Source organism: Serratia sp. (in: enterobacteria) (assembly GCF_052400455.1).
Lineage (GTDB): Bacteria > Pseudomonadota > Gammaproteobacteria > Enterobacterales > Enterobacteriaceae > Serratia > Serratia ureilytica.
Genome location: NZ_CP185812.1, coordinates 4,353,129 through 4,379,419 on the forward strand (window position 1 = coordinate 4,353,129; position 26,291 = coordinate 4,379,419).

Consider the following 26,291-nt stretch of genomic DNA (forward strand, 5'->3'; position numbering starts at 1 on the left):
CTAAAAAAACACATCCGGGTCTGAAACTTCTAAGGCATTATTATGTCAATTCTTTTTCGCCTCTCCCTGCTGGCGACCTCTATCGCCGTTGCTTTCCCCATCCTTGCTGCTGATAACTCATCTCAAAACGATGCCGATACGGTAACCGTCGTCGGCAACTGGCTGGACAACCCTGATACCAGTTCGGTGCTGCTCAACCATCCGGGCGCGCGATCCATCGTCACTCAGCAGCAGATGCATGAGCAAGGCGACCAAACCATCGCCGACAGCCTGCGCGGTGTGCCCGGCGTGCAGGTGCGCGACAGCAACGGCACCGGCGGCAGCGACATTTCGCTCAACGTCGGCGTGCGCGGCCTGACCTCACGCCTTTCTCCGCGCTCCACCATTCTGATGGACGGCGTTCCGTTGGCCGTCGCGCCTTACGGCCAGCCACAGCTGTCGATGGCGCCGCTGTCGATCGGCAACCTGCAATCGGTTGACGTGGTGCGCGGCGGCGGCGCGGTGCGTTACGGGCCACAAAACGTCGGCGGCGTGATCAACTTCGTCACCCGCGACATTCCAAAAGCGTTTGGCGGCACCGCCGGCGTGCAAACTCAGGGCGCCAGCCACGGCGGCCTGAAGACCCTGACCAGCGCCTCGGTGGGCGGCACCGCAGATAACGGCTTCGGCGCCGAGCTGCTTTACTCCGGCCTGCACGGCCAGGGCTACCGCGACAACAACGACAACACCGACATCGACGATTTCATGCTGAAAACGCGTTATGCGTTCACCGATCGCGACGAACTGCTGGCCAATTTCCACTACTACGACGCCAAAGCCGGCATGCCGGGCGGGCTGAGCAGCGCGCAATACGCGCAGAACCCGTTCCAGTCCACGCGTCCCTGGGACCAGTTCGAAGGCCGCCGCAAGGATATGTCGTTCAAATACAAACATCAGGAAGACGACAAACAGTTCGAAGTGTTGACCTACTTCACCGACAGCTACCGCGGCAGCAACATCGAGTCGGAAGGCACCGGCAAAAATGCCGGGTTGCGGCGCATGGTGTCCTATCCGCGCCACTATTCGACCTGGGCGATCGAACCAAGCTATTCGCAGCTGTTTCGCTTCTGGGATATGGCGCACGAGATCACCCTCGGTTACCGCTACCTGAATGAAACCATGGATGAAAAGGCGTCGCGTTCGGCCTGGTATAACCCGGCGAATGTCGGCGCCACGCCGGATACCCCGGACTATTACCAGCACACCTCCGGCGGCACCGCAGCCAACGCGTTCTATATCGACGATACCATTAACGTCGGCAACTGGACGGTCACGCCGGGCCTGCGTTATGAAAGCATTCGCACCCACGTGGACGATTCATTCAACAACATCAGCCGCGAGAAAAGCTACAGCGAACCGCTGCCGTCATTGAACGTGATGTACCACCTGTCCGACGCCTGGAAACTGTTCGCCAACGCCAACACCTCGTTCGGCAGCATGCAGTATTTCCAGCTGACCAAAGGCGGCAACGGCAACCAGCCTGCGCCGGGGCTGACGGCGGAAAAAGCGCATACCTATGAGTTCGGCACCCGCTACGACGACACCGTGGTCAAGGCCGAAGCCACGCTGTTCTATATCGACTTCGATAATCAGCTGCAATACATCAGCAACGATGTGGGCTGGACCAACATGGGCGCCACCAAGCACAAAGGCATCGAGTTGGCGCTCAGCTACGATCTCAGCGAGCTGAACCGCGCGCTGGACGGCGCCAGCGTCTACACCAGCTATACCTACACCAAGGCCAGCACCGACAAGGGCGACTTCGCCGGTAAAGACCTGCCGTTCTACTCGCGCCAGGTCTATACCGTCGGCACGCGCTACGCCACCGGCAACTGGGTATGGAATCTGGACGGTTACGCGCAGTCCAAACAGCATTCGCCGGGCACCGGGCCGGAGTACGTCACGCAGGAAAGCGCCGATGGTCAATTCGGCAATATCGCCGGTTACATGGTGTGGAACATGCGCGGGGAATATAATTTCGGGCCGCAGCTATCGAACCTGACGCTGGGCGCCGGGGTGAAAAACCTGTTCGATCAGCGCTACTTTACCCGCTCCAACGACAATAACTTCGGCAAGTACGTCGGTGAACCGCGCACCTTCTTCGTGCAGGGTTCCGTCGCATTCTGACACCACAGGCGCTTCGCTCATCCATACCGCCCGCTCGCATCGCGGGCGGTATTTCCTGCGCCTGACCCGCCCTATTTTTTGATCTTCCTCACTCCCCAAACGCCTGACGCATTATTTCATTGCTTTGCTAAACCGGTTCTTCTATTTTAGCCACCCATCAGACATCGGTAGAAACAGGGATTAAGCATGGCGAATCGCGTATGGGTGCTGGGCGACGCAGTGGTCGATTTGGTGCCAGAAAATTCAAACAGTTATCTTAAATGCCCCGGCGGCGCGCCGGCTAACGTGGCGGTGGGCGTCGCCCGCTTGGGCGGCGACAGCGCCTTTATCGGCCGAGTGGGGCAAGACAGCTTCGGCGCCTTTCTGCAGCAGGTGCTGAGCGAAGAAGGGGTGGATATTGACCATATGCTTTCGGATCCCGAACACCACACCTCCACGGTAGTGGTGGATCTCGATCAGCACGGTGAACGCTCATTCACTTTCATGGTACAGCCCAGTGCCGATCTGTTTTTACAGCCTGACGATCTGCCGGCCTTCCAACGCGGCGAGTGGCTGCATCTCTGCTCCATCGCGCTGTCGCAGGAGCCCAGCCGCAGCGCGGCCTTTACGGCAATGGAAAACATTCGGGCGGCCGGCGGGCGGGTCAGTTTCGATCCCAATATCCGCGAAGAGATCTGGCGCCAACCGGAAGCGCTGCGCCCCTGCCTGCAAAAGGCGTTGCTGCTGGCGGACGTGGTGAAACTGTCGCGCGAAGAGCTGGTTTTCATCAGCCATCTTGACGATGTGGAGAACGGCATCCGCTGGATGATGCAAACCTACCCGTTGCGCCTGTTGCTGGTCACGCTGGGCGGCGACGGCGTCTACGTGCATGACGGCCAACGGCTGCGTCATTTCCGCGCGGCGCCTGTCGTGCCGGTCGATACCACCGGTGCCGGCGACGCGTTTGTCGCCGGGCTGTTAGCGGCGCTGGCGCGCCTTCACGCATTGCCGCAAGAAGCGCAATGGCCGGCGATTATCGCCCAGGCTCAGGCCTGCGGCGCGTTGGCCACCACCGCCAAAGGCGCCATGACCGCCCTGCCCCGCGCCGAAGAGCTCGCCGCTTTTCTGCGCTGATCCTCTGCATCCACGGCGACCCCCTGGGCGCCGTGGTCTTTTAACCCCACGATTTGCGCACTCGATCACAATAGCTGAATCGGGTTAGCAAACTTGATTGCCAGTCCGCTTCTCGATCGTTATCTTTCGCCATGAAAAACCGGTTTAGCAATTTAGCAAAAAATAATAACAACCCTTCCCGGATGATAGACGATGATGAAAAAACTCAGCTATTTGGCGATAACAACAGGGCTTTTCCTCTCCACTTCTGCCGCTGCGGCCTCCGGCGACGGCAGTATCGAGACGCGTCTTAACGCGCTGGAACAACGTCTGGCGCAGGCGGAACAGCGCGCCGCTCAGGCTGAAACCCGCGCCACGGCGGCGGAACGCCGGGCGCAACAGCTGGAGCAGCGCACCGCCAGCACCGAGCGGCAAACCGCGCGGGTCGCGCAACGCGCCGCCGCGCTGGAAACGCAATCCCCCGCAACCGGCGCGCTGAAACTGAACGGCTTCAACGATCTGAAGCTCTACGGCGACGTGGAGTTCAATCTGGACGGCGCCAGCCGCAGCGGCCAACTGACGTCGTTGAAAGGCAGCGATCACAAGGATTGGAAACCCGGCAACAAAGAGCGCTGGGACATCAACGGCCGCATTCTGGTGGGGCTGGACGGCTATCGCCGCAATCCGGACGGCAACTTCTCCGGTTTCAGCGTCCAGCCGCTGGCGGACATGACCGGCAAAATGAACCTGGACGACGCCGCTTTCTTCTTCGGCAATGAAAAGAACTGGCAAACCAAAATCGGCCGCTTCGAAGCCTACGACATGTTCCCGCTGAATCAGGACACTTTCATTCAGTATTCAGGCAACACCGCCAACGATCTTTACGCTGACGGCTTTGGCTATATCTATATGATGAAAGAAGGCCGTGGCCGCAGCAGCAGCGGCGGAAACCTGATGTTGAGCAAATACGCCGGGGATGTCTATTTCGAACTGAACACGCTGGTGGAAGACGGCACCTCACTGTTCCAGGACAACAGCTACCACGGCAATGCGCTGAACAATAAGAAAAACGTCGCCTATTTGCGCCCGGTGATCGCCTGGAAGAAAGAGGCCTTCAGCATCGCGGCGGCGATGGAAAGCAACGTGGTGAATAATGCCTACGGCTATCAGGACAGCCAGGGCCGCTTCGTCGATCAATCCAAGCGCAACGGCTACGGCATGACCATGAGCTGGAACACCAACGCGGCCGATCCGGATAACGGCGTGGTGGCCAACCTGAGCACCGCCTACCTGGACGCCGCCGGCGAGCAGGACTTGACCGCCGGCGTCAACGTGCTGTGGCGGCGCTTCGAACTGGGTTATATCTATGCGCACAACAACATCAAAGAGTTCAATACCGCCGGGATCGCCGCCGATATCCACAATCCGCTCAGCGAGCCGGGCAACTACGACATCCACACCGTTCACGCGTCGTATCAGATACCTAACATTATGAATATGAAGAATTTCAATGTGTATTTAGGCGCCTATGTTTCGCTGCTGGAAGCCAACGCCGAGAACAAGATCGCCAACGGCGACAACGACCAGCGTTACGGCGTGCGCGCCAGATTCAAGTATTTCTTCTGACATCGATGAACGTATTTCCGCCGCGCAGAGCGCGGCGGCATTTTAATTCAGCAAGGGGACAACATGGACATTACCGCAACCGCCAACGCGCTGTTGCCGCTGCTCGGCGGTAAAGAGAACATCGCCAGCGCCGCCCACTGCGCCACGCGCCTGCGCCTGGTGCTGGTGGACGACAGCAAGGTGGACAAAGAGGCCATCGGCAAACTGGACGGCGTCAAAGGCTGCTTCAGCAACGCCGGTCAGATCCAGGTGATCTTCGGCACCGGGCTGGTCAACAAGGTGCATGCGGAATTCATCAAGGCGGCGGGCGTCAGCGAATCCAGCAAGGCCGAAGCCGCCGATATCGCGGCGAAAAAGCTCAACCCGCTGCAGCGCATCGCCCGCCTGCTGTCGAACATCTTCGTGCCGATCATCCCGGCCATCGTCGCCTCCGGCCTGCTGATGGGGCTGCTCGGCATGGTGAAAACCTATGGCTGGGCGGATGCCGACAGCGCGCTGTTCGTGATGCTGAACATGTTCAGCTCGGCGGCGTTCATTATCTTGCCGATTCTGATCGGTTTCACCGCCGCCCGCGAATTCGGCGGCAACCCCTATCTGGGCGCCACGCTCGGCGGCATTCTGACGCACCCGGCGCTGACCAACGCCTGGGGCGTCGCCGGAGGGTTCCATACCATGAACTTCTTCGGTCTGGAGATCGCCATGATCGGCTATCAGGGCACGGTATTTCCGGTGCTGCTGACGGTGTGGTTCATGAGCCTGTTGGAAAAACGCCTGCGCAAGGTGATCCCCAACGCGCTGGATTTGATCCTGACGCCGTTCCTGACGGTCGTGATCTCCGGGTTTGTCGCCCTGCTGTTTATCGGCCCCGCCGGCCGGGCGCTGGGCGACGGCATCTCCTTCGTGCTCAGCACGCTGATCGCCCATGCCGGTTGGTTCGCCGGCCTGCTGTTCGGCGGCCTCTATTCCGCCATTGTCATCACCGGCATCCATCACAGCTTCCACGCGGTGGAGGCCGGGCTGCTCGGCAACCCCAACATCGGCGTCAACTTCCTGCTGCCGATTTGGTCGATGGCCAACATCGCTCAGGGCGGCGCCTGCCTGGCGGTGTATTTCAAAACGCGCGATGCCAAAATCAAAGCCATCGCGGTGCCTTCAGCCTTTTCCGCCATGCTCGGCATCACCGAGGCGGCGCTGTTCGGCATCAACCTGCGCTTCGTGAAACCGTTCCTGGCGGCGCTGGCGGGCGGCGCGCTCGGCGGCGCCTGGGTGGTGGCCAATCATGTCGGCATGAATGCGGTCGGGCTGACGGCGATCCCCGGCATGGCGATCGTGCAGGCCAGTTCCCTGGTCAGCTATATCATCGGCCTGGCGATCGCGTTTGGCAGCGCCTTCGCCCTCTCCCTGCTGCTGAAATATAAAACGGACGCGCAATGATGGAGGAACTCAGCTTAATCAAACAGGCAATGCGGGCGGTCATGAACGGCCTGCCACTCGCGCTGCGCGATCCGCACCGCCCGGCCTGGCATCTGGCGCCCAGCGTTGGCCTGCTGAACGATCCCAACGGCTTCATTCAGCACAACGGCGTTTATCATCTGTTCTATCAATGGAATCCGCTGGGCTGCGACCATCGCAACAAGTGCTGGGGACATTGGCAGTCGACCGACTTGCTGCGTTGGGCGCATCAGCCGATCGCCCTGGCGCCGGGCGCCTGTTACGACAGCCACGGCTGTTACTCCGGCTCGGCGGTGGTGGCGGAAGACAAAATCACGCTGATCTACACCGGCAACGTGAAATTCCCCGATGGCTCACGCACCGCTTACCAGTGCCTGGCTCAGGAAAGCGATCGGGACGAGTACCGCAAACTCGGGCCGGTGCTGCCGCTGCCGGCGGGCTACAGCGGGCACGTACGCGATCCGAAAGTGTGGCGTCATCAGAATGCGTGGTACATGGTGCTCGGCGCGCGGGACTTGCAGGATCGCGGCAAGGTGCTGTTACTGCGCTCCGCCGATCTGCGCGGCTGGCAACCGTTGGGCGAGATCGCCGGTTCCGGCCTGAACGGCTTAGGCGAATTCGGCTACATGTGGGAGTGCCCGGATCTGTTCTCGCTGGACGACGCCGACGTGTTGATCTGCTGCCCGCAGGGGCTGACGCCGCAGCCGGAACGCTACCTCAATCGCTATCAGGCCGGTTATCTGATCGGCAAGCTGGATTACCGCCAGGCGGCCTTCCGTCACGGCGAATTCCGCGAACTGGACGCCGGCTTCGAGTTTTATGCGCCGCAGACGACGCTGGCGGAAGATGGCCGCCGCTTGCTGTTCGGCTGGATGGGCGTGCCCGAGCAAGATGAAGAAGCCCATCCGACGCGCCGCTACGGCTGGATCCACACCATGACCTGCCCGCGCGAGCTGTCGCTGCGGCATGGCCGCCTCCAGCAGCGTCCGGCGCGCGAGCTGCAACAGCTGCGCGGCGAACGAACATGCTGGCAGGGCCGAGCCGATGACGCCCCCGCCTGCGCGCTGGGGGCCGCGGAGCTGCAGTTGGCGCCACAGGGCGCGTTCAACGCCGCCTTTGGCGACGCCATGACGCTGAACTGGGACGGCGAAAGGCTGCGGCTGACGCGTGCTTCCCTGGCCGACGGCCAGCCGGAGCACCGTTACTGGCGCGGCCCGGTCACGCATCTGCAGCTGCTGTTCGATCGTTCCAGCGTGGAGATCTTCATCAACCGCGGCGAGGCCGTGATGAGCGCGCGCTACTTCCCGGCCATTGAGCCGCAACTGCGGCTGTCCGGAAACGCGCCGCTGGCGTTGGAATACTGGCCGCTGACGCCATGCATGCTAGAATGACGCATCCTCCGATGACTTCAGATGGCGTCAGTGAAAAAAAATAAACGCATTACCATCAGTGACATCGCCACGCTGGCCGGGGTGTCGAAATCGACCGCCAGCCTGGTGCTGAACGGCCGCAGCAAGGAATACCGGGTGTCCGACGACACCCGCGACCGCATTCTGGCGCTGGCGCACGAGCACCATTATCAGCCCAGCATCCACGCCCGCTCCCTGCGTTCCAACCGCAGCCACACGCTGGGGCTGGTGGTGCCGGAGATGACCAACTACGGCTTTGCGGTGATTTCACGCGAGCTGGAAACGCTGTGCCGCGAAGCCGGCCTGCAGCTGTTGATCGCCTGCACCGATGAAAACCCGGCGCAGGAGATGATGGCGGTGAACAGTCTGGTACAGCGGCAGGTGGACGGCTTGATCGTCGCCTCCAGCCAGTTGAACGACGCAGAATACCAGAAGATCAACGCCGGGCTGCCGGTGGTGCAGATGGATCGCCTGATCGCCGGCTCCGAACTGCCGCTGGTGATCACCGATTCGGTCAATTCGACCGCCGACCTGGTGGAAACGGTCGCGCGCCAACATCCGGATGAGATCTATTTTCTCGGCGGGCAGCCGCGCATTTCGCCGACCCGCGATCGCCTGGCCGGCTTCCAGCTTGGCCTGGAGCGCGCCGGCGTAACGTGCAAACCGGAATGGATCATCAACGGCAACTATCACCCCAGCTCAGGTTACGAGATGTTCGCTCAGCTGTGCGCACAGTTGGGGCGTCCGCCCAAAGCGCTGTTTACCGCCGCCTGCGGCCTGCTGGAAGGCGTATTGCGTTATCTGACTCAGCATCAGCTGATGGAGAGCGACATTCACCTGTGCAGCTTCGACGATCACTACCTGTTCGACTGCATGACGCTGAAGATAGACACGGTCGCGCAAGACTGCCTGGCACTGGCGCAACATAGCTTCGACAACGTCACCGCGCTTATCGACGAGCGGCCGCTGGAACAGAACGCGCTGTATCTGCCGGGCCGCATCCACTGGCGCCATGCCGGTTCCAGGGATTTATTGGCAAAGGCGTGACATCTCTTTAGCCGTAAAAAAAGGGCGCCTGAGCGCCCTTTATCGTTTTGCTGCCGCTACTTGGCGGCGCCTTCCATGCCCACCAGCCCCACTTTCAGGTAACCGGCTTTACGCAGGGTGTCCATCACGCTCATCAGCGTTTCATAGTCCACGCTCTTGTCCGCCTGGAAGAAGATGGTGGTTTCTTTGTTCGCCTGAGTGCGTTGATCCAGCACCGAGGTCAGCTGATCGGCATTCACCGGCTGATCGCCGACGTAGAGCTGCTTGTCGGCCTTCACCGACAGGAAGACCGGTTTTTCCGGCCGCGGCTGCGGCTTGGCGGAAGAAGCCGGCAGATCGACGCGGATATCTACCGTTGCCAGCGGCGCGGCCACCATAAAGATGATCAACAGCACCAACATGACGTCGATAAACGGCGTCACGTTGATTTCATGCAGTTCGCCGCTGTCGTCCAGATCTTCATTTAAGCGCATCGCCATGACTCACCCCGCCCGCAGTTGATGTGCGTGCTGTGAGCGCTTGGCTTCCGCCGTTGCGGCCAGATCCAGATCGCGGCCCTGCAGCAGCAAGACCTGTGCCGCCACGTCGCCCACCTGGGCGCGATGGCCGCTGATGACGCGGGCGAAGATGTTGTAGATCACCACCGCCGGGATCGCCGCCACCAGGCCCATTGCGGTCGCCAGCAGCGCCTCGGCGATGCCCGGCGCCACAACCGCCAGGTTGGTGGTCTGCGAATGGGCGATGCCGATGAAGCTGTTCATGATGCCCCATACGGTACCGAACAGGCCGACGAACGGCGAGATGGCGCCGATGGTGGCCAGAAAGCCGTTGCCGCGGCCCATGTTGCGGCTGTAGGCCGCCACGCGGCGCTCGAGGCGGAAACCGGTGCGCTCTTTGATGCCGTTGTTATCGTCAGACTCGGCGGACAGCTCCAGCTCGTTTTGCGCATCGTTCAGCAGCACCGCACTGACGCTCTCCGGGGAGAAATTTTGCGCCAGCTCGGAAGCTTCATCCAACGAGCGCGCGTCGGCCAACGCCGACTGCTCGCGGCGCAGACGGCGCTTGGCGCGCAGCAGTTCGCTGCCTTTGGCGAACAGAATGGTCCAGGTCACGATAGACGCCAGCACCAGGCCGATCATCACCGCTTTCACCACCGCGTCGGCGTGCTGGTACATGCCCCAAATGGACAAGTCCATACCGCGGGTTTCCGGTGGCTGGATCGTGGGCGCCGGGTTCACCGGCGTGATGCTTTCCGGCGCGGCGGCTGCAGGCGCAGGCGTGGTGGCCGGCGCAACGCTTTCGGCAACGGCCGGATGGGTCGCCGGCGCAGCCTGCGCGCTGCCGGCCAACCCTACGACCAGCACCATTGAAGCCATCAGGCTGCGGCCAAAGGCCTTGCCCCACTGCGCCCGGCCCTGGCCGAACGATCCTTGATTTAAATTCTTGCCAGCCGTTTTCACGCTGTGCCTCCACCCATTACCGATCAAAATTAAGGAATAATTCAGCGTGCGATCATATCAAACCAACCGGGGATTGATAGTAGTTCTCATTATTATTTACCAAATAAACGAGAAAATTTTAGACACCTCCGCAACCAAACGCCAATCCACGCCCGTTCACCGCTAAAAGCCCCTTTTATAGGGCGATTTCGTTACTTTTCTCCCACAACGGCGCAACAACGCCACGCTGCCGAACGGCGTCTCGACCGATGAATGGGCTTCTCTCTGGCCGCTCGGCAGAAGGATGACGCGAAAAATGCGCGGGCGGCAGCCAATTATAGCCGTTTCTATATCCAGAAGTTAAAACGTCTGGATGGCTATAATAACTCATGCTAACGTAAGGGCTATCGCAAACGGGCAGTGCAGAGCAACCAGAGGTGAGCCAGGTACCATGACGTCAAAACACATCGAAACCACGCTGATCGGCGCCGGCCGCGGCAAACGCTACACCCAGGGCTCCGTCAACCCCGTGACTCAACGCGCCTCTTCCCTGGTCTTCGACTCCGTCGCCGCCAAAAAACAGGCCACCGCGCAACGCGCCCACGGCGAGCTGTTTTATGGCCGACGCGGCACGCTGACCCACTTCGCGCTTCAGGATGCGATGGTGGAGCTGGAGGGCGGCGCCGGCTGCGTGCTGTACCCCTGCGGCGCGGCTGCGGTGGCCAATGCGATCCTGTCGTTCGTCGGCGCCGGCGATCACCTGCTGGTCACCGGCTCAGCGTATGAACCGACCCAGGACTTCTGCACCCACATCCTCGGCCGCATGAACGTCAGCACCACCTATTTCGATCCGCTGATCGGCGCCGACATCGCCACGCTTATCCAACCCAATACCCGCGTGGTGTTCCTTGAGTCCCCCGGCTCCATCACCCTGGAAGTGCAGGATATCCCGGGGATGGTGCAGGCCATTCGCGCCGTGGCGCCGGACGTGGTGATCATGATAGACAACACCTGGGCGGCGGGCGTGCTGTTCAAGGCGCTGGATTTCGACATCGACATTTCCATTCAGGCCGGCACCAAATACCTGATCGGCCATTCCGATTACATGCTCGGCACCGCCGTCGCCAACGCGCGCTGTTGGGAGCAACTGCGCGAGTACTCCTATCTGATGGGGCAGATGGTGGATGCCGACACCGCCTACATGGCGAGCCGCGGCCTGCGCACCCTGAGCGTGCGGCTCAAGCAGCACGAACGCAGCAGCATTGAGGTCGCCAACTGGCTGGCCGAACGGCCGGAGGTGGCGACGGTCAATCACCCGGCCCTGCCCAGCTGCAAGGGCCACGCGTTCTACCGCCGCGACTTCAGCGGCTGCAACGGGCTGTTCTCTTTCGTGCTGAAAGAGCGGCTGGATGAGGCGCAGCTGGCCGCTTACCTGGACAACTTCAGCCACTTCAGCATGGCCTACTCCTGGGGCGGCTTCGAGTCGCTGATCCTAGCCAATCAGCCGGAAGAGCTGGAAGCGATCCGCCCGGCGGGCGGCGTCGATTTTTCCGGCACGCTGGTGCGGTTGCATATCGGTCTGGAGAACGTCGAAGACCTGATCGCCGATCTGGCGGCCGGCTTCGATCGCCTCAACGGCGTGCGCTAAGGCGGATTCCGGTAATTTTCTTCGTCTCGTTTAATGTCGGCTTAAGCTATTAGCGGTACACTAACCGGGTAACTGTCAGATACGGTAACCGCCGCATCCTGGAGAACGTGACCCCGGGCGCAACCGGCATGCAACAGGACATAAAATGGATGTATTACGAGAGATTATTCATGCGCTTTGGCAGCAGGACTTCATCGCCCTCGCCGATCCCAGCGTGATTTGGGTGGTTTACGCCGTACTTTTCACCACCTTGTTTTTGGAAAACGGACTGCTGCCCGCCTCCTTCCTCCCCGGTGATAGCCTGCTGTTGCTGTCGGGCGCGCTGATCGCCAAAGGCGTGATGGGCTTTGCCCCCACCCTGTTGATTCTGACCGCCGCCGCCGGCCTCGGCTGCTGGCTGAGCTATATCCAGGGCCGCTGGCTGGGCCACACCAGCCTGGTGAAAGGCTGGCTGCTGCAACTGCCGGCGCAATACCATCAGCGCGCGCATAACCTGTTCAACCGCCACGGGCTGACGGCGCTGCTGATCGGCCGCTTCCTCGGCTTCGTGCGCACGCTGCTGCCGACCATGGCCGGCATTTCCGGGCTCAACAGCTCGCGCTTCCAGGTTTTCAACTGGCTGAGCGCAGCGATCTGGGTCTGCGCGCTGGTCGGCCTCGGCTACGCTTTCAGCCAAATTCCGCTGGTGAAACGCCACGAAAGCCAGGTGATGACCGGCCTGATGCTGCTGCCGCTGCTGCTGCTGTTCGTCGGCCTGCTCGGCGCCATGCTGGTGGTCTGGCGTAAAAAACGCGCTTCCTCTTCCTGATCCCGGCGCGCTACAGCGCTTTCTCGACCAACGCCAGGCGAGGCGGCAACTTGCTCACCAGCGTATCCACCGCCAGCCGCACCTTCAGCGGCAGGTGAGGCGTGTGCGGCCACACCGCATGCGCTTCAAAGGCGGCGCCGGGCCGATCGCGCAGCAGGCGCACCAGCGCCCCGCTCAACAGCTGCTCACGCACCAGCCAACACGGCAGCCAGGCGATGCCGAACCCGGCCGTCGCCGCATCCGCAATCGCCTGCAAATCGTCCATCTGCAATCGGTTATTCGGCATCACTTCCTGCGGCTCGCCGTTCTCGTCCAGCACCCGCCAGCTGCGCCGCGCGCCGGCGCGCATATAGGTCACCGCCTCGTGCTGAGCCAGTTGCTCAATGCTGTGCGGTTCGCCGCACCGCTGCAGATAGGCCGGCGAGGCGCACAGCGTCATGCGGTGATCGCCGATGCGCCGCGCCACCAGCCCATTGCTGTTGGCCAGCGTGCCGTTGCGGATCGCCATATCGAAGCCGTCCTCAATCAGATCCACCACCCGATCGCTGAACGACAGCTCCAGCTCCAGGCCGGGATGCTCACGCGTCAGCTCGGTCAGCAGCGGCGCGATGCACATGCGGCCAAACAACACCGGCATCGATACCCGCAGCCGGCCACTGACCTGCCGCTTGCCCGACTCCAGCAGCGTTTCCGCGCCGCGGATCTCCTCCAGCGCCCGCAGGCAACGCTCATAGAACAACGCGCCATCGTCGGTCAGGCTCTGGCTGCGGGTGGTGCGATGAAACAGCCGCACGCCCAGCCGCTGTTCCAGCCGGGCGATCGTTTTCCCCACCGCCGAGCGCGACAGGTGCAGCCGACTGGCCGCCAACGCAAAACTGCCCGCCTCCACGGCGGTGACGAATACCGAAATGCCGCTCAATCGATCGCTCATGGTTTGTCGCTCTAAAAGAAACAATCTGCGGAAATCTTATCGCCACTGGCGAACCTTCATCAACGATATTATCGACAGGTCGTTAATCGCTGACTTTGGAGAACATCATGACCGACACGATGCAACGCTGGACGATGGACGCCCTCGGGCGTGAACACCTGCAGCTGACCACCGACGCGATCCCGCAGCCGGGGCCGCGCGAGATCAGAGTGAAAGTGAAGGCGGTAGCGCTCAACTACCGCGACAAAATGATGATTGAAAGCGGCATGGGGCTGACGCTGCCGCAGTCGTTCACCCCCGCCTCGGACATGGCCGGCGAGGTCGACGCCGTCGGGCCCGGCGTCAGCCGTTTCCAACCTGGCGCCCGAGTCATTTCTACCTTCAGCCCCGGCTGGATCGACGGCCGGCAAAAACCGTACGGCGATGCGCGCCAGGTGCCTTACCACACCCTTGGCGGCTTCTATCAGGGCGTGCTGGCGGAATACGTGATTTTGCATGAAGAGTGGCTGGTGGCGGCGCCGGCGTCGCTGGACGACGTGCAGGCCAGCACCCTGCCTTGCGCCGGGCTGACCGCCTGGTTCGCGCTGGTGGAACAGGGCAAACTGCATGCCGGCGAGACGGTACTGGTGCAAGGCACCGGCGGCGTGGCGCTGTTCGCGCTGCAGATCGCCAAAGCCCACGGCGCGGAGGTCTATGTCACCTCCGGCAGCGATGAAAAGCTGGCGCGAGCCCTGGCATTGGGCGCCAATCATGGCATCAACCGGCTGGACGGCGATTGGGTGGAGGCGATTTATGCGCTGACGCAGGATCGCGGCATCGACCATGTGATCGATACCGTCGGCGGCCCGAATTTGGGCAACTCGGTGCGCGCCGTGGCGGTGGGCGGCCGCATCTCAGTGATCGGCGTGCTGGCGGGCGCCGAGATCACCGCCCCCGCCGGCCTGCTGCTGCTGAAATCGGCGGCGATCCAGGGCATCGGCGTCGGCCACCGCCGCGCGCTGGAAGATCTGGTGCGCGCCGTGGACGCCGTCAACCTGCAGCCGGTGATCGACCAGGTATACCGGCTCGATCAACTGCCGCAGGCGTTGGATCACCTCGATCGCGGCCCGTTCGGCAAGATCGTGCTGACCCCATAGCCCGCCGCCCGGCGGCGGCTCACCCCTCCAGCATCAGCGGATTGGCGTCGCGCAGCCGGGCGACTTCATCCCCCGGCGTGACGCCAAACAGGCGTTTGAATTCACGGCTGAACTGCGACGCGCTCTCGTAGCCGACGCGGATCGCCGCGGTACTGGCCTTCAGGCCGTCATGCACCATCAGCAAACGCGCCTTGTGCAGCCGGTACGACTTCACGTACTGCAGCGGCGAGGTGTTGGTCACCGCCTTGAAGTTATGGTGAAACGCCGACACGCTCATGTTGACCTCGCCGGCCAACTGCTCGACGTTGAGGCTCTCGGCATACTGATTTTCTATGCGCCGCAGCGCCTTGGCGATCTGACTGAAATGGGTATGACGGTTGACCAGCTCCTGCAGCGACGCGCCGCAGGCGCCGCGCAGCACGTAGTAGAGGATCTCGCGCACGATCTGCGGCCCCAACACCCGAGCGTCGAGCGGCTTGGCCATCACGTCCAGCAGACGTTCGGTGGCGCACAACAGCTCTTCCGTCAGCTCGGCCAGGTTTACGCCGTTGCTCTCCGCGCGCGGCTGCATCAGGTAGTCGTCGTCGCCGATGTCGATCAGCAAGTCCTGCAGCATTTGGGTATCGATATTGACCGCCAACCCAACCAGCGGCAGCTCCGGGCTGGCGAAGGTTTCGCACTCGAACGGCAGCGGCACCGTCATCAGCAGGTAGTTGCGCGGATCGTACTGAAACACCTTGTTGCCGCAATAGCCGACCTTGTGCCCCTGAAAGATGATGACGATCCCCGGTTCGTACATCACCGGCTGGCGCGGGCAGTGGCGATCGACATACAGGATCTTCACCCGCGGCACCGGTGACGGCGTATAGCCGTTGTCGGTGGCGATAGCCATCGCCTGGCGCGCCATGCGGCTGCGCAGCGCATCGATTTCAATCACGGAAACACCCTCTTACAGTCAGAACGATTCGGCATAAATCATAATTTAAAACTCTCCATTTCTACAGTCAGCTGTAGAAATAGGCAAGAACCAAACAGGAATGTGCATTGTGCGTTACCGCCAGGTTGCTGACAATACGGGCCAGAAACCTTTGCGCCGCTTTGGCGCCCGCCTGACAGAAAGAGAGAAATCAACCATGCAAAACTTCATTCTGCATACCCCAACCAAAATCCTGTTCGGCAAGCAGCAAATCGCCGAAGTGGCCGGCCAGATCCCGGCGGACGCGCGCATTCTGATCACCTACGGTGGCGGCAGCGTGAAGAAAAACGGCGTGCTCGACCAGGTGTATAGCGCGCTGGCCGGCCGCGACGTACGGGAATTCTCCGGCATCGAACCTAACCCGACCTACGAAACCCTGATAAAAGCGGTCGAGGTGGTGAAAACGGAAAACATCGATTTCCTGCTGGCGGTCGGCGGCGGTTCGGTGGTTGACGGCACCAAGTTCATCGCCGCCGCGGCTCGTTATACGGCCGACAGCGATGCCTGGCATATTCTGCAGACCGTCGGCAGCCACATCACTGACGCGGTGCCGATGGGCTGCGTGCTGACGCTGCCGGCCACCGGTTCAGAATCCAACAGCGGCGCGGTGATCACCCGGAAGAGCAGCGGCGACAAGCAGCACTTCTTCTCACCGCTGGTGCAGCCGCGCTTCGCCGTGCTGGATCCGGTGGTGACCTACTCGCTGCCGCCGCGCCAGGTAGCCAACGGCGTGGTCGACGCCTTCGTACACACCCTGGAACAGTATCTGACCTACCCGGTCGACGCCAAGGTGCAGGATCGCTTCGCCGAAGGCCTGCTGTTGACCCTGCTGGAAGACGGCCCGCGCGCGCTGGCCGAGCCGGAGAACTATGCGGTGCGCGCCAACGTGATGTGGAGCGCCACCATGGCGCTGAACGGCCTGATCGGCGCCGGCGTGCCGCAGGACTGGGCGACCCACATGCTGGGTCATGAGCTGACCGCCATGCACGACCTCGACCACGCGCAAACGCTGGCCATCGTGCTGCCGGCGCTGCTGCACGAGAAGAAAGCGCAGAAACGCGAAAAGCTGCTGCAGTACGCTGAACGCGTCTGGGGCCTGCGCGAAGGCAGCGAAGACAGCCGCATCGACGACGCGATCGCCGCCACCCGCGCCTTCTTCGAGCAGATGGGCGTGCCGACCCGCATGGCGGATTATCAGCTCGACGGCAGCAGCATTCCCGCGCTGCTCGACAAGCTGCAGCAGCACGGCATGACCGCCCTGGGCGAGCATCAGGACATCACCCTGGACGTCAGCCGCCGCATTTATGAAGCGGCGCGTTAATCGCAAAACGGCGATTTTTTGCTAGGCTTTAGTCTTCGCCAGCCATTTTTCGCCGCATTCTGCGCTCGGCCGATCGCCGGGCGCAGTCGGGCGCCTCAGCGCGCCGCCGCTCGTTTCGCACCCTTCGTCTTACCGCTCATTCGCAGGGAGAGCGGGGAGAAAATCGCCCTCCCGCCACCGCTGAAATTAGGCTGGCAAACCCGGCAACCGCCCATTTTGCCAACTAGAATTTATCTATAGCCGTTTCGGTGCCGCAGGCGCCGCAATCCGTACACAAGGAGATGCGCATGACAACGCAACAACCCATCATCAAACTCCACGATGGTAATCTGATGCCGCAGTTGGGTCTCGGCGTTTGGCAGGCGAGTATTGAAGAGACCACCCGCGCGGTCAGCAAAGCGCTGGAGATCGGTTACCGCTCCATCGACACCGCCGCGATCTACAAGAACGAGGAAGGCGTCGGCGCCGCGCTGCAGTCCAGCGCGCTGCCGCGCAGCGACCTGTTCATCACCACCAAGCTGTGGAACGACGATCAGGGCGATCCGCTGGCGGCGCTGGAAACCAGTCTGGAAAAGCTCAAGCTGGACTACGTGGATCTGTATCTGATCCACTGGCCGCGCCCGCAGCAGGATCAATACGTCTCCGCCTGGCGCGAGCTGATCAAACTGCGCGAACAAGGCCTGGTGAAAAGCATCGGCGTGTGCAACTTCCATACGCCGCACCTGCAGCGTCTGTTGGATGAAACCAACGTGGCGCCGGTCGTCAACCAGATCGAGCTGCACCCGTTGCTGCAACAGCGCCAGCTGCGCGCCTGGAACGCCACGCACCATATCGCCACCGAATCCTGGAGCCCGCTGGCGCAGGGCGGTGAAGGGGTATTCGACCAGCCGCTGATCAAGGTGCTGGCCGAGAAATACGAGAAGACTCCGGCGCAGATCGTGGTGCGCTGGCACCTGGACAGCGGCCTTATCGTGATCCCGAAATCGGTCACGCCGTCGCGCATCCGCGAAAACTTCGAGGTGTTTGATTTCAAACTCGATAAGGACGAACTGGGCGAGATCGCCAAGCTGGACGTCGGCAACCGCCTGGGGCCGGATCCGGATACCCTGTAACCCCCCTCAAGCCCTCTCCCGCCGGAGGGGGCTTTTCCTTCCTGCACATTGCTCCTTTGCGCCGCCTGACGTTATGATGACGACGCCGGAGGCTCCGGCCACCGGTTAACGCCGTTAAAAAAACAGACAAGCACGGAGCACCATGAAATTCTCTTTCTCACACGGGTCACGGCTGGGCATGCTTTGCATCATGCTGGTGCTGGCGGGTTGCGCCGGCAAGAAACAGCGCGTCAGCTACGATCGCCACGCCTTCGATAGCGCCATTCAAGACGCCGCCAGCGAATACGGCGTGGACGCCAAGCTGATCACCGCCATGATCCAGGTGGAGTCCGGCTTCAACCCTTCCGCAGTGAGCAGATCCAATGCGATCGGTCTGATGCAGCTGAAAGCCGATACCGCCGGCTGCGACGCCTACCGCTACAAAGGCAAACGCGGCTGTCCGGACGACGATGACCTGCGGGATCCCGACACCAATATCGATCTCGGCGCCGCCTATCTGGCCACCTTGCAAAAACAACAGCTTAAAGGGATCGCCAATCCCGTCACGCTGCGCTACGCCACCATCATCGCCTACGTCAACGGCACCGGGGCCCTGCTGCGCACCTTCTCCAGCAACCGCCAGCAGGCGATCGCGATGATTAACAACCTGTCGCCGGAAGCCTTTAACTGGCACGTGCGCAAATACCATCCCGCCCCGCAGGCGCCGCGCCATTTGATGAAAGTGGAAGCCGCTTACGAACGGTTGTAATTAGCCAAAGTAAAAGGAGAACCCGAGGGTTCTCCTTTTTGTTTGCGCGCGGGCCTCGTCGTTACGGCTTGGCCTTGCGAATCGGTTTGCGCGGCGGCCGGTTGGACGGCGTGCGCTGCCGATTGATGTCGGTATGCTTGGTCAACGCCGGTCGGGTGTGGCGCTGCAGCCGTTTCGCTTCGCGCTGCTCGTCGATGCTCGGCGCCGGCACCAGACACTCGCGGCGGCTGCCGATCAGGTGCTTCAGCCCCATCTCTTCCAGCGCGGTGCGGATCAGCGCCCAGTTGGCCGGATCGTGGTAACGCAGCAGCGCCTTATGCAGGCGACGCTGGCGCTCGCCGCGCGGCACCACCACGTCTTCACTCTTGTACCCCACCTTGCTCAGCGGGTTTTTGCCGCTGTAATACATGGTGGTGGAGTTGGCCATCGGCGAAGGATAGAAGTTCTGCACCTGATCGAGGCGGAAACGGTTCTTCTTCAGCCACAGCGCCAGGTTCACCATGTCTTCATCGCGGGTGCCCGGGTGCGAAGAGATGAAGTACGGGATCAGGTACTGCTCTTTGCCCGCCTGCTTCGAATAGTGATCAAACAGCTGTTTGAAGCGATCGTAGCTGCCCATGCCCGGTTTCATCATTTTCGACAGCGGGCCTTCTTCGGTGTGCTCCGGCGCGATCTTCAGGTAGCCGCCGACGTGGTGGGTCGCCAGTTCCTTGATATAGCGCGGATCTTCCACCGCCAGATCGTAACGTACCCCGGAGGCGATCAGGATCTTCTTGATGCCCTCCAGCGAACGCGCGCGGCGGTAAAGCTTGATGGTCGGCTCGTGGTTGGTATCCATATAAGTGCAGATCTCCGGATACACGCACGAGGCGCGGCGGCAGGTCTGCTCGGCGCGCGGGTTGGTGCAGCGCAGCATATACATGTTGGCGGTCGGGCCGCCCAGATCGGAGATCACGCCGGTAAAGCCCGGCACTTTGTCGCGGATCTCTTCGATTTCGCGAACGATCGAATCTTCCGAACGGCTCTGGATGATGCGCCCTTCGTGCTCGGTGATCGAACAGAACGAACAGCCGCCGTAGCAACCGCGCATGATGTTCACCGAGAAGCGGATCATGTCGTAGGCAGGAATGCGCTCCTGACCGTAGGACGGGTGCGGCACGCGCTGGTAAGGCAGGGCGAAGACGCTGTCCATCTCCGGCGTGGTCAGCGGGATCGCCGGCGGGTTGATCCACACGTAGCGATCGCCGTGTTTTTGCATCAGCGCGCGGGCGCAGCCGGGGTTGGTTTCATGGTGCAAAATGCGCGAGGTGTGCGCATACAGCACCTTGTCGCCCTTGACTTTCTCGAAGGACGGCAGCAGCACGTAGGTCTTCTCCCACGGCTTCGGCTTGGCGGCGCGCACCGTGACAGGCTTGGCTTCCGGCTCCTTCGGTTTGGCGCCGTCGGCGCACGGCAGATCCTCGCCGTACGGGTTCGGGATAGGTTCGATGCGGCCCGGCTTGTCGAGGCGGGTGGAATCCACGCCGCTCCAGCCCGGCAGCGCTTCTTTACGCATCACCGCGGTATTGCGAATATCGTGGATATCGCCGATCTTCTCGCCGGCGGCCAGACGGTGCGCCACTTCCACCAGCGGGCGTTCGCCGTTGCCGTAGATCAGCATGTCGGCTTTGGAGTCCACCAGCACCGAGCGGCGCACGGTATCCGACCAATAGTCGTAGTGGGCGATGCGACGCAGGCTGGCTTCAATGCCGCCCAGCACGATCGGCACGTCTTTATAGGCTTCTTTGCAGCGCTGGCTGTAGACCAGGGTGGCGCGATCCGGGCGTTTGCCGCCGACGTTGCCGGCGGTGTAGGCGTCGTCGTGGCGCAGTTTGCGATCGGCGGTATAGCGGTTGATCATCGAATCCATGTTGCCGGCGGTGATGCCGAAGAACAGATTCGGTTTCCCCAACCGCATGAAGTCTTCTTTGTTGCTCCAATCCGGCTGCGCGATGATGCCGACGCGGAAGCCCTGCGCTTCCAGCATGCGGCCGATGATCGCCATGCCGAAGCTCGGGTGATCGACATAGGCGTCGCCGCTGATGATGATCACGTCGCAGCTGTCCCAACCCAGTTGATCCATCTCTGCTCGCGACATCGGTAAAAACGGCGCGGTGCCATAACATTCCGCCCAATAAGGCTTATAAGAAAACAGTTCACGATCGGGTTGGATCAGGCTGGTGGTGCTCATTCTGCTGCTCTTTTTACAGGTTAATTAATCGCCGGGCGGCGATTATACGCACTAGTGGCAAAAAGAGCATGGTTATTTCGCTAACCATTCACCTCGAATTCATAAACGTCGCTGCGGCACAAGATATCGCTGAACTCCAGCGCCTCGCCCCGGGCGTTGCGGCTGGTTTGGATGATGTGCAACAACGGCGCGCCGCACGGTACGTTGAGCAGCTCGGCGACCTCGCCGCTGCAGGACACCGCCTTCAACAAAAAGTGTTTATCTTCAGGCACGATGCCGCGCGATTGCCATAACGCATACAGCGAATGCTCCAGCTGCGCCGGTTCAGGCAGGAAGCGCAGCGGAATATAGGTGGTTTCCAGCGAGACCGGGCTGCCGTTCAGCAAGCGTAAACGCCGCAGTTTGACCACCTCATCCCCTTCCGCGATCCCCAGCGCCGCCGCGGCCTTGGCCGGCGCGCCGACCCGTGCGCGCAGCAGCCATCGGTTGCTGACGCTGCTGCCGTGACGCAGCGCCTGAGCGGTAAAACCGCTGTCCTTATCGAGGGAATAGCCGATACGCATCGCCACGCGGGTGCCAACGCCCTGCTGCCGCGAAATCAGCCCCTTCTCCTCCAGCAGTTTCATCGCCTTGCTGACGGTGACGCGCGACAGCCCCAGGCCTTCCGCCATCTGCCGCTCCGGCGGCAGAAATGCCTCCGCCGCCAGCACCTGCTGCCTGATCGCGGTTTCTATCGCCGTCGCCAGCTGAATATAGCGCGGCGCCGCCGCCCCCTGCGCCAGATGTTCACGCAGCCAGGCCATAAAATCCGTCATTCGCCCGCCCTCTTGTTCCGCCCTATGCCCAAACTTCGCTTTCTCCTATCGCCGATCCGGCGATAAAGCCTCTCACCATAACTAAAATATTGCTAATGTTTTCAGAGGGACATCACAATTTTTATTCAATGGACTTTCATTGGATCTAGATCGCGCGTAATCTGTGCTTATTGATGTTGAAACATCAATGGCACCAACACCAGGGATCCACCTTTAAAACAACTAAAAATCCGCTGCCGACCAGACAGGACGCACCTGATGGTCAGGCAGCGGGCATACGCTGTCCGCATCCCGTTCGCTGAAGCGGATGGGCGACCCTTTGGGATGAATTGCCCGCTTCTCGCCGTACCCGATGGGTCACGTTGCCCAAGACGCCACTACAAATGACAAATAATAAGCAACGGTGCTAATGGATAGCTTGCTCACGGCTCATCATCCCCTCGCGCGATCCCCCTTGCGCCGGGTGAAACGGACTGATGCCTGCAAATAAAAACGTTCTCTCTCTTCCAAACTCCGCTGCAGACCCACTCTTTGTCTACACTCATTGGCGCCGTGCGGTCGGCAAGCCTCATCCGAGGCGGCGGCCGCAGCGCCAACAAAATCGCTTTTCAGTTAACTGCGGCGGCCCTCAAGGCCCTGCGCAACAGGGATCAATTGCTATGACCGATATCAATCGCAATGAAGCATGGAAGGTAGAGAGCACCGGTATCGACCGGGTGCCGGATGCGGAACAGACCGGGCGGCCCATCGAGCTGTTTTGGATCTGGTCTGCAGCCAATATCGGCATTCTCGGCGTGGTGTATGGCGCCATCATCGTCGGCTTCGGCTTATCCTTCCTGCAATCGGTGCTCGCCGCCTTGTTCGGCGTCGCCAGCTTCGTGCTGGTTGGCCTCACCAGCTTCGCCGGCAAGCGCGGGCGCACCTCTACGCTGACGCTGTCGCGAGTGATTTTCGGGCTGAAGGGCAACGTGGCGCCTACCCTGTTCAGTTGGATCAATCTGATGGGCTGGGAAGCGGTCAACGTGATCACCGGCACCCTGACGCTGGCGGCGCTGTTCGAGGCCTTCGGGCTGGGGGCCAGCCATCTGCTGACCGCGCTCAGCCTGTTGCTGTTCGCCGGGCTCACTATCGTCGTCAGCCTGCTGGGGCAGAATACCGTAGTCTGGATGCAAAGCTGGTTCAGCCGCATCTTCGGCACCATGACGCTGATCGTGGTGCTTTATATCCTGTTCAACACCGAGTGGAGCCAGGTGCTGGCGCTGCCTTCCGGCAGCTGGCTGACCGGCTTCCTGCCGGCGGTCTCGGTGATCGCCGCCGGTACCGGCATCAGTTGGGCGATCGCCGGCGCCGATTACAGCCGCTATCAAAGCCCGAATTCGTCGAGCAAAAGCATTTTCGCCGCGGTGATGGGCGGCGCCTGTTTGCCGCTGATGCTGCTGATGCTGGCCGGCATTCTGCTTTCCGTGCAGCTGCCCGATCTGGCCAACGCCGCCAATCCCATCGCGCTGATAGGCTCAGTGCTGCCCGCCTGGATGGCGATCCCTTATCTGCTGGCCGCCACCGCCGGCATCGTCACCATCGCGGTGCTCAGCCTGTATTCCGCCAGCCTTAACCTGCTGACCATCGGCGTGCAGGTCAAACAGTGGTTGGCGGTATCGATCGACGCCGTGGTAGTGCTGGGTATCGCCCTGTATGTGCTGTTCATCTCCGGCGATTTTATGGGGCCGTTCATCTCCTTCCTGGTGTTCTGCGGGGTGTTCCTGGCAGCCTGGGAGGCGATTTTCCTGCTCGATTACCTGTGCCTGCGCCGCCGCCACGGGTATGATGGCAACGCTTTGTACGGCCTGCATGGCCAGAACCGCGGCGTGCGCAAAGCCCCGCTGTTCTGCTGGTTCCTCGGCGCCCTGTGCGGCCTGCTGGTCACCAAAACCGGTTTTATCGACGGCCCGCTGGCTAAAGGCTTGTTTGCCGACTCCAGCCTGGGGCTGTTTGTGTCGTTTGCGGTTAGTCTGATCGCTTACGGTCTGTACCTGACCCAACGCAGAGAACATCAATGAATGAGTGGGAAGCTGTAACGCCTGTCCTGGTGATAGGGGGCGCGGTCGGCGATCTGGTGATGACGCTGCCGCGCCTGCCGACCAGCGGCGAAGATATCGAAGCCCAGCCGCAGGCGCGGCAAATCGGCGGTTGCGCGTTCAACGTGGCGCGCGCGCTGACGCGCCTTGAAGTGCCGGTGATCAACGGTATGCCGGTCGGCAACGGCGAATGGGGCGCGGCGATCGAAGCCGCCATGGGCGAACTGGGGCTGGAGGTGCTGTTGCGCCACGGCCAGATGGACAATGGCTGGTGCCTGGCGCTGGTGGAGCCGAACGGCGAACGCACCTTCATCACGGTTTCCGGTTGCGAAAGCCAATGGAATAAAGCGCAGCTGGCCACGCTGCCGCTGACGGAACACACCCTGATCTACGCCAGCGGCTACGAGCTGGCGGGCGAAAACGGCGAAGCGCTGCGCGAGTGGCTGACGCGCATGCCGTTCGACCAACCGCGTCTGATCGATCCCGGCCCGCGCATCGCCCAGCTCAGCGAAGATTTCTTCGCCATGCTCAGCGACAGCCACACCCTGCTGACGCTCAACCGCGACGAAGTGGCCGCGCTGTGCGGCGCCGGCGACGCCGTGGATGCCGCGCAGCGCTATGCCGCCGCCCGTAACCTGACGCTGATCTGCCGCCTGGATCGCGACGGCGCCTGGATCTGCGACGGCCGCACGCCGCCGCTGCACGTTCCCGCCTATCCGGTGGACGTCATCGATACCATCGGCGCGGGCGATGCCCACTGCGCCGGTTTGCTGGCGGGGCTGTCCGCCGGCTGGCCGCTGCCGCGGGCGGTCGATCTGGCCAACCGGGTCGCCGCCTGCGTGGCGGCCAGCCTCGGCGCCGCCAATCCGCCGGACCGGCATCAACTGCAACAACGCTTCCCGCAGGCCTGACGTTTCAGGGCGCCACCATCCAGCGCCCTAAGCCTTACTGCGCCGCCGCCGCACTCTCCTGCGGCGAGTGGCGATAGTTGAAGCTCAACGCGAACACAATCCCCAGCACCAGCGTATACAGCGCAAACACCAGCCAGATGCTCTGCCAGTCTTTCACGCCGTCATGGCTGAAGAAATCCACCACTTCGCCGCTGGCGAGCGCCCCCACATAGGCGCCCAGACCGTTGACCATGGTCATGAATAGCCCCTGCGCGCTGGCGCGGATGCGGTGATCGGCCTCCTTCTCGACGAAAATGGCGCCGGAAATATTAAAGAAGTCGAACGCGCAACCGTAAACGATCATCGACAACAGCAGCAGCACGAAACCAAAACCGACCGGCGTGCCGTAGGCCAAGAACAGGAAACGCAGCGTCCAGGCCGCCATACTGATCAGCATCACCTGCTTGATGCCGTAACGGCGCAGGAAAAAGGGAATGGTGAGGATAAAGAACACTTCAGAGATCTGCGACAGCGACAGCAGCACCGCCGGATACCGGACGCTGAGGCTGTCCTGATATAGCGGATTGAGCGACAGATCGTGCAGGAACGGGTTGCCGAAGGTGTTGGTTATCTGCAGCGCCGCGCCGAGCAACATGGCGAACAGGAAAAACAGCGCCATGCGCCGCTGGCGAAACAGCACCAGCGCATCCAGCCCCAGCACGCTCACCCAGCGCTTCGACTCGGCCGCGCGGTTGGTCGGGCAGCGCGGCAGCGTCAGCGAATAGGCGGACAGCAGCAGCGACGCCGCAGAAGCCAGATACAGCTGCAGATTACTGAGCTCGATTTGGCTGAAACCGACCAGCCACATTGCCAGAATGAATCCCACGGTGCCGTACACCCGCACCGGCGGAAAGTCCTTTACCGTGTCAAAGCCGTGCTTCTCCAGGCAAAAATAGGAAATGGCGTTGGAGAGCGCGATGGTCGGCATATAGACCATGGCGTTGAACAGCATTACCCAGAACATCAGCATCGGTTGCTCAACCTGCGCCGCACAGTACAGCGCCAGCGCCCCGAGCAGGTGGCAAAGCGCATACAGGTAGTTGGCCCTCACCCAACGATCGGCAATGATGCCCGCCAGGCCCGGCATGATCAGCGCCGCGATCCCCTTGGCGCTGTACACCATTCCCACCTGCATGCCGCTGAAATGCAGCGTGTTGATCATATAGGAGCCCAGCGTCACCAGCCAGGCGCCCCAGATAAAGAACTGCAGGAAAATCATCACCTTCAATCGTGTTTTTATCGCCATCGCCATCACCTTGTTATTATGCTTTCAACGATGATTGGTGCGGCGGGCCCCCTGCAGCCCGCCG

Annotated in this window: 21 protein-coding genes; 14 read left to right on the forward strand and 7 right to left on the reverse strand. The window is 61.7% G+C overall.

What is annotated here, in order from left to right; translation table 11 throughout:
- Positions 1–42 precede the first annotated feature (42 nt).
- The 6 genes from ACORQT_RS20980 to ACORQT_RS21005 all read left to right on the forward strand — a co-directional run bounded on the left by ACORQT_RS20980 (position 43) and on the right by ACORQT_RS21005 (position 8,792).
- Positions 43–2,166 carry a TonB-dependent receptor family protein gene (locus ACORQT_RS20980; protein WP_033644638.1) on the forward strand — a complete coding sequence of 708 codons (2,124 nt, stop codon included), beginning with the start codon at positions 43–45 and terminating at the stop codon, positions 2,164–2,166.
- A 186-nt stretch (positions 2,167–2,352) separates the two neighbouring features.
- Positions 2,353–3,279, forward strand: a complete 927-nt coding sequence (locus ACORQT_RS20985) for an aminoimidazole riboside kinase (protein WP_047573657.1) — start codon at positions 2,353–2,355, stop codon at positions 3,277–3,279.
- 195 nt (positions 3,280–3,474) lie between these two features.
- Positions 3,475–4,884, forward strand: a complete 1,410-nt coding sequence (locus ACORQT_RS20990; protein ID WP_164057113.1) for a carbohydrate porin — start codon at positions 3,475–3,477, stop codon at positions 4,882–4,884.
- Positions 4,885–4,947: 63 nt separating this feature from the next.
- Positions 4,948–6,318 carry a sucrose-specific PTS transporter subunit IIBC gene (locus tag ACORQT_RS20995; RefSeq protein WP_033644635.1) on the forward strand — a complete coding sequence of 457 codons (1,371 nt, stop codon included), beginning with the start codon at positions 4,948–4,950 and terminating at the stop codon, positions 6,316–6,318.
- Positions 6,318–7,727, forward strand: a complete 1,410-nt coding sequence (locus ACORQT_RS21000) for a sucrose-6-phosphate hydrolase (RefSeq protein ID WP_164057112.1) — start codon at positions 6,318–6,320, stop codon at positions 7,725–7,727. The genes ACORQT_RS20995 and ACORQT_RS21000 overlap by 1 nt, the downstream gene beginning before the upstream one ends.
- Positions 7,728–7,748: 21 nt before the next feature.
- Positions 7,749–8,792 (forward strand): LacI family DNA-binding transcriptional regulator, encoded by a 1,044-nt coding sequence (locus ACORQT_RS21005; protein WP_033644632.1) that lies wholly within the window; start codon positions 7,749–7,751, stop codon positions 8,790–8,792.
- 56 nt (positions 8,793–8,848) lie between these two features.
- Here the strand turns inward: ACORQT_RS21005 and exbD are convergent, their stop codons facing one another.
- Both exbD and exbB read right to left on the reverse strand, forming a co-directional pair.
- On the reverse strand, positions 8,849–9,271 hold the full coding sequence (gene exbD / locus ACORQT_RS21010; RefSeq protein WP_004937307.1) for a TonB system transport protein ExbD: 423 nt from the start codon (positions 9,269–9,271) through the stop codon (positions 8,849–8,851).
- Between the two features lie 3 nt (positions 9,272–9,274).
- Positions 9,275–10,252, reverse strand: a complete 978-nt coding sequence (gene exbB / locus ACORQT_RS21015) for a tol-pal system-associated acyl-CoA thioesterase (protein ID WP_084587980.1) — start codon at positions 10,250–10,252, stop codon at positions 9,275–9,277.
- A 430-nt stretch (positions 10,253–10,682) separates the two neighbouring features.
- Between exbB and metC the strand changes: the two genes are divergently transcribed.
- Together metC and ACORQT_RS21025 are read left to right on the forward strand one after the other, a co-directional pair.
- Complete coding sequence (gene metC, locus ACORQT_RS21020) at positions 10,683–11,879, forward strand: cystathionine beta-lyase (RefSeq protein WP_164057066.1); 1,197 nt, start codon at positions 10,683–10,685, stop codon at positions 11,877–11,879.
- 145 nt (positions 11,880–12,024) lie between these two features.
- Positions 12,025–12,687 (forward strand): DedA family protein, encoded by a 663-nt coding sequence (locus tag ACORQT_RS21025; RefSeq protein ID WP_033644630.1) that lies wholly within the window; start codon positions 12,025–12,027, stop codon positions 12,685–12,687.
- Positions 12,688–12,697: 10 nt separating this feature from the next.
- Here ACORQT_RS21025 and ACORQT_RS21030 read toward each other — a convergent pair whose 3' ends face one another.
- A complete protein-coding gene (locus tag ACORQT_RS21030; protein WP_042785382.1) occupies positions 12,698–13,618 on the reverse strand; it encodes a LysR family transcriptional regulator in 921 nt (306 codons plus the stop codon).
- Between the two features lie 107 nt (positions 13,619–13,725).
- Here ACORQT_RS21030 and ACORQT_RS21035 point away from each other — a divergent pair, with 107 nt between their 5' ends.
- Positions 13,726–14,754, forward strand: coding sequence for a zinc-dependent alcohol dehydrogenase family protein (locus ACORQT_RS21035; RefSeq protein ID WP_042785383.1), 1,029 nt, complete (start codon positions 13,726–13,728; stop codon positions 14,752–14,754).
- 19 nt (positions 14,755–14,773) lie between these two features.
- On the opposite strand, the gene ACORQT_RS21040 is transcribed toward ACORQT_RS21035, so the two are convergent.
- Positions 14,774–15,661 carry an AraC family transcriptional regulator gene (locus ACORQT_RS21040; RefSeq protein ID WP_232091456.1) on the reverse strand — a complete coding sequence of 296 codons (888 nt, stop codon included), beginning with the start codon at positions 15,659–15,661 and terminating at the stop codon, positions 14,774–14,776.
- Positions 15,662–15,887: 226 nt separating this feature from the next.
- Here ACORQT_RS21040 and yqhD point away from each other — a divergent pair, with 226 nt between their 5' ends.
- The 3 genes from yqhD to ACORQT_RS21055 all read left to right on the forward strand — a co-directional run bounded on the left by yqhD (position 15,888) and on the right by ACORQT_RS21055 (position 18,911).
- Positions 15,888–17,051 carry an alcohol dehydrogenase gene (gene yqhD / locus ACORQT_RS21045; RefSeq protein WP_042785795.1) on the forward strand — a complete coding sequence of 388 codons (1,164 nt, stop codon included), beginning with the start codon at positions 15,888–15,890 and terminating at the stop codon, positions 17,049–17,051.
- Between the two features lie 287 nt (positions 17,052–17,338).
- Positions 17,339–18,163, forward strand: coding sequence for a 2,5-didehydrogluconate reductase DkgA (gene dkgA / locus ACORQT_RS21050; RefSeq protein ID WP_042785384.1), 825 nt, complete (start codon positions 17,339–17,341; stop codon positions 18,161–18,163).
- A gap of 142 nt (positions 18,164–18,305) precedes the next feature.
- Positions 18,306–18,911 (forward strand): transglycosylase SLT domain-containing protein, encoded by a 606-nt coding sequence (locus tag ACORQT_RS21055; protein ID WP_033644624.1) that lies wholly within the window; start codon positions 18,306–18,308, stop codon positions 18,909–18,911.
- Positions 18,912–18,972: 61 nt separating this feature from the next.
- On the opposite strand, the gene ACORQT_RS21060 is transcribed toward ACORQT_RS21055, so the two are convergent.
- A complete protein-coding gene (locus ACORQT_RS21060; protein WP_033651302.1) occupies positions 18,973–21,141 on the reverse strand; it encodes a YgiQ family radical SAM protein in 2,169 nt (722 codons plus the stop codon).
- Between the two features lie 80 nt (positions 21,142–21,221).
- Positions 21,222–21,956: a GntR family transcriptional regulator gene (locus ACORQT_RS21065; RefSeq protein ID WP_042785386.1), complete on the reverse strand. Its 735-nt coding sequence runs from the start codon at positions 21,954–21,956 to the stop codon at positions 21,222–21,224.
- Between the two features lie 659 nt (positions 21,957–22,615).
- Here ACORQT_RS21065 and ACORQT_RS21070 point away from each other — a divergent pair.
- Both ACORQT_RS21070 and ACORQT_RS21075 read left to right on the forward strand, forming a co-directional pair.
- A complete protein-coding gene (locus ACORQT_RS21070; RefSeq protein ID WP_042785387.1) occupies positions 22,616–24,013 on the forward strand; it encodes a purine-cytosine permease family protein in 1,398 nt (465 codons plus the stop codon).
- On the forward strand, positions 24,010–24,942 hold the full coding sequence (locus tag ACORQT_RS21075) for a PfkB family carbohydrate kinase (RefSeq protein ID WP_042785388.1): 933 nt from the start codon (positions 24,010–24,012) through the stop codon (positions 24,940–24,942). The genes ACORQT_RS21070 and ACORQT_RS21075 overlap by 4 nt, the downstream gene beginning before the upstream one ends.
- Before the next feature lie 34 nt (positions 24,943–24,976).
- Here the strand turns inward: ACORQT_RS21075 and ACORQT_RS21080 are convergent, their stop codons facing one another.
- On the reverse strand, positions 24,977–26,227 hold the full coding sequence (locus ACORQT_RS21080; protein WP_047575471.1) for a nucleoside permease: 1,251 nt from the start codon (positions 26,225–26,227) through the stop codon (positions 24,977–24,979).
- Positions 26,228–26,291: the final 64 nt, after the last annotated feature.